The sequence below is a fragment of the Pseudoalteromonas sp. M58 genome, assembly GCF_042604605.1.
GTDB lineage: Bacteria > Pseudomonadota > Gammaproteobacteria > Enterobacterales > Alteromonadaceae > Pseudoalteromonas > Pseudoalteromonas tetraodonis.
Map to the genome: position 1 here is coordinate 654,379 of NZ_CP152391.1, position 12,660 is coordinate 667,038.

The window sequence follows — 12,660 nt, forward strand, 5'->3', positions numbered from 1 at the left end:
TAATACAAACACCAACGTAACAGAAAAACCGCCAATACTTTAAATTTTGTATTAAATATTTCATAAACAGTGATTATTAACCTCAATTGCGTGTTTATTGCTCATGTTTAAATAGGTGCCAATCGCTAAACGTAGCTTTGCTACCGCTAAAATAATTGCTCAACTTCCCTCTTTTTTAACTTTATTTTTGCATGTAATGCTTGTCGTTTAATAATATGGCTTATCGATTTTGTTAAAAATATACGACAAGCTTATTAGCTCTAATTAAAAAAAAGTTGCTATCTAATCTTTTTTCATTATTGCAAATAGAAATCATTATCATTAAGATCCTTGCACCTAAAAAGTGTACTAAAGGAATGTTGATGTGTCTCAATCTCACGTGTTAAATATTAATACCATTGAAAAACAGGCTGTATTTGAACAAAGCGGCCTGCCCCCACAATTCAATTTAGAGCAGTTCATTAATTATCAAATAGCGTCATTGCAAGGGCTGTCGGCAGTACAGCAAGCGATGGCTAAAGCCCAAAAGCCATTTTCAGGTGTGTCGGTAAATACGTTAGCAAAAGTAGTAAACGATGTTGATTTATCAAAGCCTTTGGCTGACTTTCCAGCGGTGCTTGAAGAGCTAAAAGGCGTGTATTTAGATCATGCCGTGTATTTTCATCATCCTCGCTACATGGCTCATTTAAACTGCCCTGTAACCTACCCTGCTGTGGTGGCCGAACACATTATTGCTGCTATTAATACCTCAGTAGATACGTGGGATCAAAGTGCAGGTGCGACCTTAATTGAGCAAAAGCTGATTGATTGGACATGCCAAAAAGCAGCATTGCCAAGCACTGCCGATGGGGTATTTACTAGTGGCGGCACGCAATCAAACTTAATGGCTATGTTGGTTGCTCGTGAAGTGGCTGTTAGCCGCTATGCGCCAGAACATCAGGTAAAACTTCAGGGCTTACCAGCTGTTGCCTCGCGCTTTAAAATTTACTGCTCTGAGGTGGCGCACTTTAGTATTCAAAAAGCAGCGGCGTTATTGGGCTTAGGTTACGACGCCGTGGTGCCGGTGGCTACAAACAGCGAAATGCAAATGGATATGGAGGCACTTAAAACCGCCATAGCAACAAGCAAAGCGCAAGGTGATTTACCCATTGCAGTGGTTATTACCGCAGGCACAACCGATTTTGGCTCAATCGATCCAATCCATAATATTGCCATGCTAGCTAAAGAAGAGCAGCTATGGTGCCACGTAGATGGCGCTTATGGTGGCGGTTTGTTGGTGAGCGAGCACCACCGCAATACGCTTAATGGCATTGAGTTGGTTGATTCAATAACGATTGATTATCACAAATCATTTATGCAACCGGTTAGTTGTAGTGCCTTTTTATTAAGCGATAAACGCCATTTTAGCCACATTACTTTATATGCTGATTATTTAAACCCATTAGCAGAGGCCGGTAATGGCACGCCTAATTTGGTAGATAAAAGCCTACAAACCACTCGCCGTTTTGATGCCTTAAAGTTATGGCTAACACTGCGCACCACTGGAGAAGCACCGCTTGGTCGCGCGTTCGATAAAGTTATTGGCCTTGCGCGCCAAACGCATATTGTACTTAACGATCACCCCGACTTTGAAGTAGTTAACTACCCTGAGCTTAGTGCCTTGGTATTTAGATTTGCCCCTGATGATTTAAAACATGACCTTGATTTACTCGACTCTTTAAACTTGCATGTACGACAAACGTTTTTACAAACCGGTGAAGCCATGGTTGCCCGTACAAAAATAAGTGGCCGCCATTACCTTAAATTTACATTGCTTAATGCGCAGTGCCAATTAACAGATGTACGCGCTGTTATTGAGAAAATTAGCCACATTGCATGGCAAACTTATAGGGAAATTGCATAATGGATAATCAACCTTACGATTTTATAGCTATTGGCCTTGGCCCATTTAACTTATCTTTAGCGTGTTTAAGTGAACCGCTCGAAGATGTAAAAAGCTTATTTTTAGAACAACGCAGTGAATTTGATTGGCACCCAGGAATGATGCTTGAGGGCGTTACATTACAAACTCCGTTTATGTCGGATTTAGTAACCATGGCAGATCCAACCAGCCAGTATAGCTTTTTAAATTATGCCAAATTAAATAATCGTTTATACCCGTTTTATATTCGCGAAAGCTTTTTTTTATTGCGCCGTGAATACAACTTATATTGCCAATGGGTTTGCTCGCAGCTTTCAAATGTTAACTTTGAACAAACAGTGACTCAAGTTGAGTTTTGCCCGCAAAGTGAGTGTTATACCGTTAGCTGTAACACCCCTAATGGCATACAACATTATGTGACTCGCCATATTGTTTTGGGCACAGGGCCTGCACCGTATATTCCTGATTGCGCTGTGCAAAGTAACTCAAATAACGTAATGCACAGTAGCGATTTTTGTCATCGGCTTGATGAATTAAAAGCGGCTAAACGGGTTACCGTGGTAGGGGCTGGACAAAGTGCAGCAGAAATTTACCACACCTTATTGCAGCAAGCAGTACCGCAAGGCTTGCAGTTAGATTGGATAGCACGCTCACCGCGCTATTTTCCGCTTGAGTATACTAAACTCACCCTTGAAATGACCTCTCCTGAGTATGTAGATTACTTTTATAATTTAAAAACTGAGCAGCGAGATTGGCTCAATCAAAACCAAAAAAATCTATTTAAGGGCATTAACGGCGATTTAATTAACGACATTTTCGACACCCTCTACGCACAAAGCCTTGATGGGCCAATTTCCACTACATTTAAAACTAACAGCAAGCTAACAAGCACTCAAAAAGTAGGTAAGCGTTTACTGACTGAGTTTTATCATCAGGAGCTTGAGCAGCCCTTTTCAATAGAAACCGACTTTTTAATTTGTGCTACAGGCTTTAAATATCAGCGCCCTGCTTTTTTAAATAATATTGCCCATCAACTACCCCAAGATGAGCAAGGTCGTTATTTAGTGAGTCGTGAATATGCGGTAGATAGCGAACAAAAACGTATTTTTGTACAAAATGCCGAGCAGCATACTCATGGTTTTGTAACTCCAGATTTAGGTATGGCTTGCTACCGTAATAGTATTATTTTACGTGAAATTTTAGGTTATTCGCCTTATCAGGTTGAGCAAAAAATTGCTTTTCAAAACTTTGATTTAAGCGATGTCACCCTATCAACACAACAGCAGAGTAGCGCCGCATGAGTCTTCGTTTAGCGCTAATTTTGCTGACGGTTATTTCGGTGGTATGCGATACCTTGTTGCTACCGTTTTATCCGCAATTTTTTGCTAGTGAATTTGCTATTAGTAACGCCACTCTAATCGGCCTCTTTGTGGCTAACTGTTGTATTACTGTAATGCTGGCTTTACCGCTATGGGCTAAGGTCGCTAAAAAATACAATGAGTTGGCTTTGTGGTTAGTAACCCAAGTGGTAGCCGCTGGTTTTGGCCTGCTTTGCTACTTTGCTACCAATGTGTGGGAATTTTGGATTTACTACCAACTAATGTTGGTGCTAAAGGCAAGCTACCTACTTATATACCCATTTGCACTGCGATTAGAGCAACAAACTAAGCATTTATCTATTATTGGTTTGTTTTCTGTATTGATGCATTTTGGTGCGATTGGTGGTGCTTTAATTGGTGGTTATTTCTTTAGTTTAGCTGAGCCACGCTATGCGTTATTACTCAGTAGTGCCGGTGATATGGTGCAGGTTTTATTGTGTGCCTACTTAATGTATTCATTAAAAACCGGTATTTATCAACAAGCAATAGCGACTGAAAAACCGCGAGAACGTATTCCCTATTTTATTTGGCAATTTTGCTTTTTAAGTGTGGTGGTTTATTTTAGCGCGTTTTTAATTCGCCCTTTCTTTACTACTCATTGGCAAGCATTAAACGCACAAAGCAGCACCTTGCAAAGCGCTGTTGTATACGCCATTCCTGCTTTTGCAGCGCTTGTTATGCTGGTTTTTAACCATTTCAGGCAGCATCTACCACTGCCAACATTAAGCCGCACTAGCACTTTGTTATGTGCACTTATTTTAGGGGCGCTTGGGCTTTATTTACAAGCGCAGGCGTCGGTGGGGTTAGTGATTTTATCACGTGTTTTATATGGCTTTGCGCTATTTCAAGTGATGGTACTACTAGAGGTAATGCTATTTGCTAAAAGTGAGCCTGCACATTACGGCAGCGACTTTGCCAAAGTGCACATTGCTCAAAATGTCGGGGTTATTTTAGCGTCGTTACTAGTGGGTATGAGCGTAGAGCATCTTTCAACTACGGTTGTGTTTTACTTTGCTGCCATTGGCTTTGCAAGCCTTGCCTTTATTTTGCTTTGGCGGGTTAAGGCTGTTGCTCGAGCTGCGCGTTCAGCGTCTTAGTTTTTAAGATTTATTGGAGTTTTTATGTATTTTTCATCTTTTGTAACCACCCTACAGCATACCGGCAAAGTGACGATGCGGTTATTACAACAAACAGATATGCCAACAATATGCGATTGGCTTAAGCAACCGTATGCGCACTTTTGGGGGATGCAGCAGCAAACCGAGCAACAAATAACTAAAGTGTATCAAGCTATTATTGATACGCCTCATCATCAGGCATACGTGATCGAGCAAAATAATAACCTATTGGCTTTAGTTGAGCTTTATAGCCCTGAGCACGAAAGCTTAATGAAAGCGGCGTACGAGGTGGAACCGAATGATGTGGGTATGCATATTTTATTAGCGCCTAACACGGCACCTAAGCGCCATTTTAGTTTTGAAATGATGCAGTGCGTGCTGCAAAGTATTTTTGCTCAAAACAGTGCCGCCCGTGTTGTGGTTGAGCCCGACATTGCTAATAGTAAAATTCATACGTTAAATAAACGTTTGGGGTTTGTGCATACCCAGCAAATTCAACTGGGCGAAAAAGCCGCTTATTTAGGCTTTTGTAATAAAGCAGCCTTTGATAGGCACAGCCAACTATTTACTGATTCGTTAGCGCCTTTGCAAACTGATTACGTGATACAGCCACATTGGCAATGGGCAAATCGGCATTTACAAGCTAAAGCACTCACCGAGCTATTGCACGAGCGTTTATTGGCCGCAGAGACAACAAAGCGAGGCTTTAAAGTGAATGTTGAAGGCGGTTACTTTATTTTTAATGGCCGTGCTATGGCACTAAACCACATTGATATAGACGAGCCAAGCTTATGCTTTTACAATCTTAACGAAGAGCTGCAACCACTAGATGTGTTGAACTTTTTTAGTATGCAAGGGCCTGCGCTAGGTTTAACGGGTAAGCGCCTTGCCACCTACCTTGAAGAGCTAAATGCTACTTTAGCCAGTGCGTGCTTTAAACGTGAAAATAACACGTTAACAGCGGCGCAGTTAGCTAATTTAGGGCTGCAAAAAATAGAAGCCGCAATGAGTGAAGGGCATCCTGCCTTTGTTGCTAATAATGGCCGCATTGGTTTTAGTAAAGCTGACTTTTTACGTTATGCGCCAGAAGTAGGCAAACCGTTTAAAGTACTGTGGTTAGCAGCGCATAAAGCGGTATGCGACTTTGCCCATAGTGAATACTTTGCCGATTACCCAAGCCATATAAGTGATGAGCTAGATTTAACCACCCGAGATGCGTTTAACAAAGCGCTAAAAGCTCAAAACCTAAACCCCGGTGATTACTTACTCATTCCTGCTCACCCTTGGCAGTACCAACATAAATTGAGTGTGGTATTTGCAAATGAGTTGGCAAATCAGCGATTAGTGTATTTAGGTGAAGGTGACGATTTATATCAAGCGCAACAATCAATTCGGACCTTATATAATTGCTCGCACCCGCATAAGCCGTATTTAAAAGTGGCGTTGTCGATTTTAAATATGGGATTTATGCGTGGCCTATCGCGTGCTTACATGGCGGTGACTCCTGCCATTAACGATTGGGTATTTGAAAAGGTTAGCCAAGATCAACAACTCGCAGGCGCTAATTTTACAGCGCTTAGAGAATACGCCACCTTAGGTTATGCCCATCATACGTTTGAGCAACACGCCCTTGGGGATACACCCTATCGTAAAATGTTTGCCTGCTTATGGCGAGAAAACCCAAACCATAATTTAAATAGTGATGAACAACTGACCACTATGGCAGCGTTATTACACTTAGATAATAATGGCCAAAGTTTAGTGGGCGAATGGATAGCGCAAAGTGGTTTGAGCACGCAGCAGTGGTTACATGAGTACTTTAATGCCTATTTAATTCCGCTAGTACATTGCTTTTACGCGCATAAATTAGTGTTTATGCCCCACGGTGAAAACCTCATTTTAAAGCTTAAAAATTCGGTGCCAGTGGGCGCATATATGAAAGACATAGGTGAAGAGGTTGCCTTACTTAATAGCACTGAAGTATTGCCTGCAGGGGTTGAACGTATTCATGTTTCTATGCCTAAAGAGCTTGAGCTGTTAAGTATATTTACCGATGTATTTGACTGCTTCTTTAGATACTTAGTGGCAATTTTAGTGCGAGAAGAGCGTATTACAGAGCATGACTTTTGGCAGTGTGTTACGCAAAGTGTTAAAGCATATCAACATGCTAACCCTGCTTTAAATGAGCGATTTAAAGAGTATGACTTTTTTAGTGATGAGTTTGCTCACTCTTGTTTAAACCGCTTACAGCTGGGTAATAATGAGCAAATGGTTGATTTAACGGATCCGGCAGGTAGTTTGCAGTTTGCTGGTAACTTAAACAACCCCGTATCGGCAAAGCTGTATGGCTAAACCGATTACCCTTGCGCAGTTTTTATATTGCCATCAACCCGTACAACGAACTTTTAAACCGAGCTTATTATTAGTGCGCGCTTTAACAGTTCATTGTAAGGCGCAGTACCCGACTGCGCCTAAGCAATTTATTAGTCGGCATTTGTATTTGCAGCTTTGTTGGCAAGCTATTTACGCTTATTGCTATTGGTTTGCTTGCAAGCAAAGTACGGCTGACCCCATTAACATGCCGTTAGCGGTAAATGGCGCTTATTGTCGTGGGTTTAACCTGAATAATGACGTGTTAGTAAGTAAAGCTGAGCAAACCAAAGCGTTTACTCATTTTATAAGCCAAGTTGGTGAATGGGTAAATACCGACTACGCGCTGGGTAAAAAAGAACAAGCACGGTTATTACTCGATTCGTTAAGTAGTGCTATTGAGCGAGCTCATAGCTTAGCCCTTGCAACCACTTTACATATCAATAATTGCCATCGTCAGCTGCATACCCTTATTTGTGAGCACTTTAGCCTTGATGCGCCATTTACTGAAAACCCCCAGCGTTTAACCTGTTGCCGCTATTATTTAGCCGGTTATAGCAAATGCCAAACCTGCCCTAAAAAGGATATTAAAACCAATGAACCAACGTCTTAAAACGATTGATCTTGCGCGTGGTGCGAGCGTTTTCATTATGATTATTGTGCATACCTTATGGATGTATGCCACCACAGCGCTTCAAAGTGAAAGCGCATTTGGTACGGTTGTACATATACTTGGCAAAGGCACCGCCTCGTTTTTGGTGGCAATGGGGCTATCTATGGCGCTTTCGCGCAGGCAAACACCCTTGCTATTAATTAAGCGTGGTTTACAGCTTTTACTGCTTGCCTATTTAATGAATGCGGCCAAGTTTTGGCTACCTATTGAAGTATTTAATACCATGCCCGAGGCGTTTATAAATGCTTATGGCTGGCAAAGTCCGCTCAGTGCTGGGCAGTTACAATTTATGGTGTTAACAGGTGATATTTTACAACTGGCTGGAGTTAGCTTATTGCTGTTTGGTGTGCTTAATATTGCCCGTTGGAAAACAATATGGATTGCGGTTTTAGCCATTGCAATTGCAGTTATGAGCCAGTTTGTGAGGGGGCAACAATTTACGCTTTCACCTTATATTAGCGATTTGTTTTTTGCTAATAACTATCAAGTGTATTTTCCGGTATTTCCTTGGATAAGTGCGATATTAACGGGGTATGTACTTGGTCGTTTATACCTTAGTAATCAACAAAATGCCGATTACTTATATAAAGTATGTGCACAACTTGGTGCTGCTTTACTTGTTATTGGCGGCATATGGTTAGCCATTGATTTTAAAGGACAGTTTGGCAACTTTTTCCATTTAAATGGCGGCGGTATTAGCTATTTAGTTGGCTTAAATTTATGTGCCCTAGCGGCTATACAGTATATTTTTGCTGATAAATATAATGGTCCTATTACACGTGCTCTTTTATATGCCAGTAAACATGTAACCGCGCTATATGTTATTCAATGGGTACTTATTTGCTGGTTTATGGGGGCGCTTGGTTATCATACCCTTAGCCTTTGGCCGACACTTTGTATGATGGTACTAATGACTTTACTGACTTTTGCTGTGCATAAGGTTTATTTAAAAAGCAAACAGAGCTTCACAGACATTACGCAAAAAACTAAACGTACAGCTTAAGCTGTAAAGGGGCTTTACGGGCGCTGATTTGGGTGCCCTAGCCTGCTTTTATTGCGTTAATAACGCTATGCATACGCTTTGCTAATGGTCTATTTCGGTGGTGACACACATAAATATTTTCGCTAATTGGTTTGGTTAAATGATGCGTTTTAATAAGCGCAGGTTTATTAAAAGCACTTACTGCGTGTGCTGGTAAAACCGTAAAACCCAGCCCTAAACTTACCGGCTCCAGTATTAAACTTATTTGGTTAGAAAACCCCGTTTGCTTAATTTGATCAACATGTTCAAATTCTGGGAAATTTTCACTTAATAAAAGCTGTGCATGATGTTTTGCATCGGGGTGGCTAATAAAACCTAGTTGATTTAATGCGCTCCATGTTGGGTTTTCTATATGTGCGGGCGTTACTAATAATAGGCATTCTTTACCAATTTTGTGGCTGGTAACTTCACTAAGGGTAGGCGCTTGAGTTAAAAAGCCAATATCGGCACTATGATTGGCCACTGCTTGTTCAACACTGGTATTTGGAGCAAAGCGGTAATCTATAATTAGCTCCTTGTACTCTACTTGCAATGCTAATAGTTGATTGTAAAACTTTAGCCCGCAACTGCCTGGCGACTGTATTTTAACTAAACCGCTGTAAGGTGAATCATCTTTTAATTGCTGCTCTAAAAACTGCCATTCTTTGAGTAACTGACTACCCTGCTGATATAAATTTTGACCCTGAATAGTAAGAGTAAATTGTTTACCGTGACGCTCAAGCAAGGCGCAATCTAGTTGCTGCTCTAACTTTTTTATATGTTGGCTTACGCCTGACTGGGTCATATAAAGGCGCTCGGCGGTTTGGGTAAAATGATTTACATCAACTAAAGTACAAAACGTGTTTAACCATGTCGGATTTATCATTACAAAATATACTCAAAATGATGATTAATGATAATTTTACTTAATGTTGGTCAATTCGTAAACTAACTCCATCAACTAAACATAGTTAAGTAGGAGTATTTATTATGAGTCATACATATCCACGTAGTTTTTCGCACATTGGTATTTCAGTACCGGATGTTGAAAAAGCCGTAGAGTTTTACACTAAGGTGATGGGCTGGTACACCATAATGGAGCCTACCGTGATCACTGAAGATAACAGCCCAATTGGCGAAATGTGTACCGATGTATTTGGTCCAAATTGGGAAAAATTTAAAATAGCGCACCTTTCAACAGGCGATCGTATTGGTGTAGAAATTTTTGAATTTAAAGACCAAGAAAACCCTAAAGACAACTTTGAATACTGGAAAACCGGTATCTTCCATTTCTGTGTACAAGACCCAGATGTAGAAGGCTTAGCGGATCGTATTGTTGCTGCAGGTGGTAAAAAACGTATGCCAGAGCCACGTTACTATTACCCTGGCGAAAAGCCGTACCGCATGATCTACATGGAAGACCCGTTTGGTAACATCCTTGAGATTTACAGCCACAGCTATGAGCTTATATACAGCGCAGGCGCTTATTAAACTTAGCTAGTCTAAAAAAGTTTAGCTAAAAACAAAGGCCGCAGTATTTATTACTGCGGCCTTTTTGTGCCTAAAAAGAATACATTGCCTAGATGTATTAGTGCTGATAACGTGATAAAACAAAACTACTTATAACTCCATGTTTGAAATTAAGGACAATAATGAACATTTTATTGGAAGATATCACCTCTGCTAATTACGAAGAGGTATGCGATTTAGACGTTACCGAAGCGCAACAAGAATATGTAGCGTGTAATATGTGGTCGCTTGTTGAGTCTCATTATAATGTTGGGCATACCTGTAAAGCTATTTACCAAAATAATGAGCCTGTAGGCTTTTTTATGTGGGTGCAAGAAACCCCTACAAAAGTTTCTATTTGGCGTTTTATGGTAGATGAACATCATCAAAATAAAGGTATTGGCCGCCAAGCACTTACCATGGCAATTGCAGAGATTAAAACGACTTCTAAGCTTGAACAAATCGAGATTTGTTATAACCCGAAAAACCCTGTTGCTAAGGATTTTTATTCTAGTTTTGGGTTTGAAGAAGTTGGCCTAGATGAAGATGAAGAAGATATGTTGGCCATTATTAATATAAAAAGTTAACCCAATTTTGTTTAGCGCGTTGCTTATTGCCATAAAAATTAGTGCTGAGTAAGATGTGGAGGATGTTGCAGTGCTAAATTTTTTAGCTGTGTAATGCATGAAAGCGCTAAGTCATGATATTCATCGTCACTATACAATATCTCGTTTAACAGATTAATAGATTGTATGAGTGCATTGTGCGCAGCACTTTGTTCGCCTAAAAAGTGAAGTGTGGAATAAAGGCGCTCTGTAAGAGAGGTAATTTGTATGATTTGCTGTTTATTCGCACAGTTATACATTTGAGCTAATAAGGACGCACTTTCAAGTGCACACCCCAAGTATGGCAATGCTTGTGCAAATTGGTATCGTTTAAACAGCGCTTCGCCACTTAGCTGTGCGTTTTGAATATCTATAATTGCTTGTTCTGGTTGACATAAAACATGTTGTTTGTGTCGAGCACATAAAAAAGGTAAGGCCATGGGGCGTTCCATATCTGTATATTTTTTAAGACTGTAAAACAGAAACCCCTAAAAACCAAATGATAATTGTTTTTATTTGTATTTGTGGGTTTGAAGCAGTTTGTTGTGTATACTAATGTCATTGTTTTGATTCTTATTTTTATAAAAACCGATATGAAAAACCCATTTTTAGCACTTCTTTTACTCAGTGGATTATCAGGCTGCAGTATAAACACAGTATCAGTATCTCAAAATTCATCCTTGTATAATTATGGGCTTTATAATGCAAAGGGTCAGCGAGTTAATTCAATATTGTCAGAGTCCACGCTTTTGAATGCCGATGTTGTTTTAGTCGGTGAATGGCATACACACCCCGGTGTGCACTTATTTCAGGCTCAGCTATTTCAGCAATTAAGCACACAAAATAAGCCTATTGCCTTATCGCTTGAGCAATTTAGTCGCGCTGATCAGCAAACACTAAACCTTTATCTTGAGAGTAAAATAGGTGAACAATACCTAATTGATAATACTAAGGCTTGGCCTAATTATAAGAGCGATTATCGTGCGTTAGTGGAATTGGCGAAGATACAAAATAGCGATGTAATAGCTGCAAATGCGCCTAAGCATATTGTTACCTGTATTGGTCGCCAAGGTATTAATTATATTAATAAACTCGACCCACAACAGCGTAGTTTTATTGCAAAAGAGATAGATACTTCTCCAAGCCTTTATAAAGAACGCTTTATGCAATCCATGCATCATGGAACGGCGAGTAAAAACGAAAAACTTTACGCCGCGCAAGTTACTTGGGACGAAACCATGGCTGAGTCTATCGTTAACTATATTAGTCAAAATAAGGGCACGCAGGTTATACATTTAGCCGGTGACTTTCATGTGAGAAATGGTGAAGGCATAGCGCGGGTAATTAAGCGAATTGCCCCAGAGCTTAATGTTGTATGGGTTTCGCCAGTATCAAAAGTACAATCTGAGCAAAGTGGTTATCAATTAGAAGTTAACGCTTTGCCTGCTCGCTATGTGCAAAAAGCACATCAACAAGCTGCATTTAAAGCTTTAGCCAAACGAGGGGAGAAAACACAGTGCCAATAATAGGTTGGCACTGTGTTTGTGTAATACACTTTTTAATATTTACTTAAGCGTAAATGTGCCTTTCATCATGGCGTAATGGCCAGGAAAAGAGCAAAAGAAAGTGTAATCGGTTCCGGCGGTTAAGCCGCTGGTTTTAAAAGTAACTTCGGTTGTTTTACCGCCGCCAATAATGTCTGTAGCACCAATCACGCGACTATCATTAGGCTTTATGTAGTGGTTGCTAAGCCCTGCAGCGTTGCCATCTGTGATAATACCTTGCATGTTTTAATCGTAGATAGTACCCAGTTATGACCCATTACATTGGCAGGTAATTTACCGGTGTGGCAAGGGCGTGTTGATCTTTGATGGTTGAATTTGCAGCAGTGTGTTTGGTTTTTAGGCAAGACAGAGCCTATGAAGTGTGGTTATTCCACATAAATAGGCGATAACGCAGCATAAATACCAAACATGCGCTGTCCTTCGGGTTCTGCCTAGGGGCGATAAACTCATTGTTGCTCGATTTTTACTTAGCCCACCAGGTTACAAATCTCGCGCCGCG

The 12,660-nt window shown here is 40.5% G+C and carries 11 protein-coding genes and 1 pseudogene; 9 read left to right on the forward strand and 3 right to left on the reverse strand.

The genetic code is table 11. From position 1 onward, the window contains the following. The first annotated feature begins 364 nt into the window (after positions 1–364). From AAGD16_RS18130 to AAGD16_RS18155, 6 genes are read left to right on the forward strand one after another with little or no spacing between them, the layout of a single operon-like run. Entirely contained in the window at positions 365–1,903 is a 1,539-nt protein-coding gene (locus AAGD16_RS18130) for an aspartate aminotransferase family protein (protein ID WP_036955554.1), read from the forward strand. After that, positions 1,903–3,222 carry a lysine N(6)-hydroxylase/L-ornithine N(5)-oxygenase family protein gene (locus AAGD16_RS18135; protein ID WP_036955552.1) on the forward strand — a complete coding sequence of 440 codons (1,320 nt, stop codon included), beginning with the start codon at positions 1,903–1,905 and terminating at the stop codon, positions 3,220–3,222. Before AAGD16_RS18130 ends, AAGD16_RS18135 begins: the two co-directional genes overlap by 1 nt. After that, positions 3,219–4,397 carry an MFS transporter gene (locus AAGD16_RS18140; RefSeq protein ID WP_036955551.1) on the forward strand — a complete coding sequence of 393 codons (1,179 nt, stop codon included), beginning with the start codon at positions 3,219–3,221 and terminating at the stop codon, positions 4,395–4,397. The genes AAGD16_RS18135 and AAGD16_RS18140 overlap by 4 nt, the downstream gene beginning before the upstream one ends. Positions 4,398–4,421: 24 nt before the next feature. After that, the gene (locus tag AAGD16_RS18145) at positions 4,422–6,770 is read left to right on the forward strand and encodes a GNAT family N-acetyltransferase (RefSeq protein ID WP_377115651.1); all 2,349 of its coding nucleotides are present in this window, start codon (positions 4,422–4,424) and stop codon (positions 6,768–6,770) included. Continuing rightward, positions 6,763–7,401 (forward strand): hypothetical protein, encoded by a 639-nt coding sequence (locus AAGD16_RS18150; protein WP_377115654.1) that lies wholly within the window; start codon positions 6,763–6,765, stop codon positions 7,399–7,401. The genes AAGD16_RS18145 and AAGD16_RS18150 overlap by 8 nt, the downstream gene beginning before the upstream one ends. Further along, positions 7,385–8,464, forward strand: coding sequence for a heparan-alpha-glucosaminide N-acetyltransferase domain-containing protein (locus tag AAGD16_RS18155; protein ID WP_036955546.1), 1,080 nt, complete (start codon positions 7,385–7,387; stop codon positions 8,462–8,464). Before AAGD16_RS18150 ends, AAGD16_RS18155 begins: the two co-directional genes overlap by 17 nt. Positions 8,465–8,501: 37 nt before the next feature. Here the strand turns inward: AAGD16_RS18155 and AAGD16_RS18160 are convergent, their stop codons facing one another. Next, the gene (locus AAGD16_RS18160) at positions 8,502–9,368 is read right to left on the reverse strand and encodes a LysR family transcriptional regulator (protein WP_024602450.1); all 867 of its coding nucleotides are present in this window, start codon (positions 9,366–9,368) and stop codon (positions 8,502–8,504) included. Positions 9,369–9,472: 104 nt separating this feature from the next. Between AAGD16_RS18160 and AAGD16_RS18165 the strand changes: the two genes are divergently transcribed. Together AAGD16_RS18165 and AAGD16_RS18170 are read left to right on the forward strand one after the other, a co-directional pair. Further along, positions 9,473–9,973, forward strand: coding sequence for a lactoylglutathione lyase family protein (locus AAGD16_RS18165; RefSeq protein WP_008130525.1), 501 nt, complete (start codon positions 9,473–9,475; stop codon positions 9,971–9,973). A 161-nt stretch (positions 9,974–10,134) separates the two neighbouring features. After that, a complete protein-coding gene (locus AAGD16_RS18170) occupies positions 10,135–10,578 on the forward strand; it encodes an N-acetyltransferase (protein ID WP_033103202.1) in 444 nt (147 codons plus the stop codon). Positions 10,579–10,616: 38 nt separating this feature from the next. Here the strand turns inward: AAGD16_RS18170 and AAGD16_RS18175 are convergent, their stop codons facing one another. Then, the gene (locus tag AAGD16_RS18175) at positions 10,617–11,036 is read right to left on the reverse strand and encodes a hypothetical protein (protein WP_036955543.1); all 420 of its coding nucleotides are present in this window, start codon (positions 11,034–11,036) and stop codon (positions 10,617–10,619) included. Positions 11,037–11,189: 153 nt separating this feature from the next. Here AAGD16_RS18175 and AAGD16_RS18180 point away from each other — a divergent pair, with 153 nt between their 5' ends. Continuing rightward, positions 11,190–12,122 carry a ChaN family lipoprotein gene (locus tag AAGD16_RS18180; RefSeq protein WP_036955592.1) on the forward strand — a complete coding sequence of 311 codons (933 nt, stop codon included), beginning with the start codon at positions 11,190–11,192 and terminating at the stop codon, positions 12,120–12,122. A 39-nt stretch (positions 12,123–12,161) separates the two neighbouring features. Here the strand turns inward: AAGD16_RS18180 and azu are convergent. After that, positions 12,162–12,445 (reverse strand): annotated as a pseudogene (azu, locus tag AAGD16_RS18185) (azurin); the annotation flags it as partial. Positions 12,446–12,660 lie beyond the last annotated feature (215 nt).